This is a genomic window from Telluria sp. AZSoR62, assembly GCF_058111565.1.
Genome location: NZ_JBYTST010000455.1, coordinates 1 through 252, shown reverse-complemented (window position 1 = coordinate 252; position 252 = coordinate 1). Strand labels below are relative to the sequence as shown.

At 53.2% G+C, this 252-nt stretch carries 1 protein-coding gene; it reads left to right on the top strand.

All coding sequences use genetic code 11. The features are described from left to right. Nucleotides 1-43: 43 nt before the first annotated feature. On the top strand, nt 44-252 hold a 209-nt coding region (locus tag AC3XQU_RS24400; protein WP_489876697.1), incomplete at its 3' end, for a hypothetical protein.

The window sequence follows — 252 nt, the reverse complement described above, 5'->3', positions numbered from 1 at the left end:
CAGCCAGGAACCAGCTCGCCTTTTGGAGCTAATGGAAGCGTCCGTGAGCGGGCAACAGTGGAGACGCCCGGATGGGCGTGGGCGAATTACCGATCGTGAGATGGTTGAACTTGCAGAGCAGCTACAGGGATGGGTACGGTCAGTCTATAAGTTCGGCTGCGCTTTTATTCACTTGTCAAACCTGCACGACTACAACGATCGCGATCCAATGACTCTAATTGGTTGCGATGAGCGCGATACCATTTTAGAGCA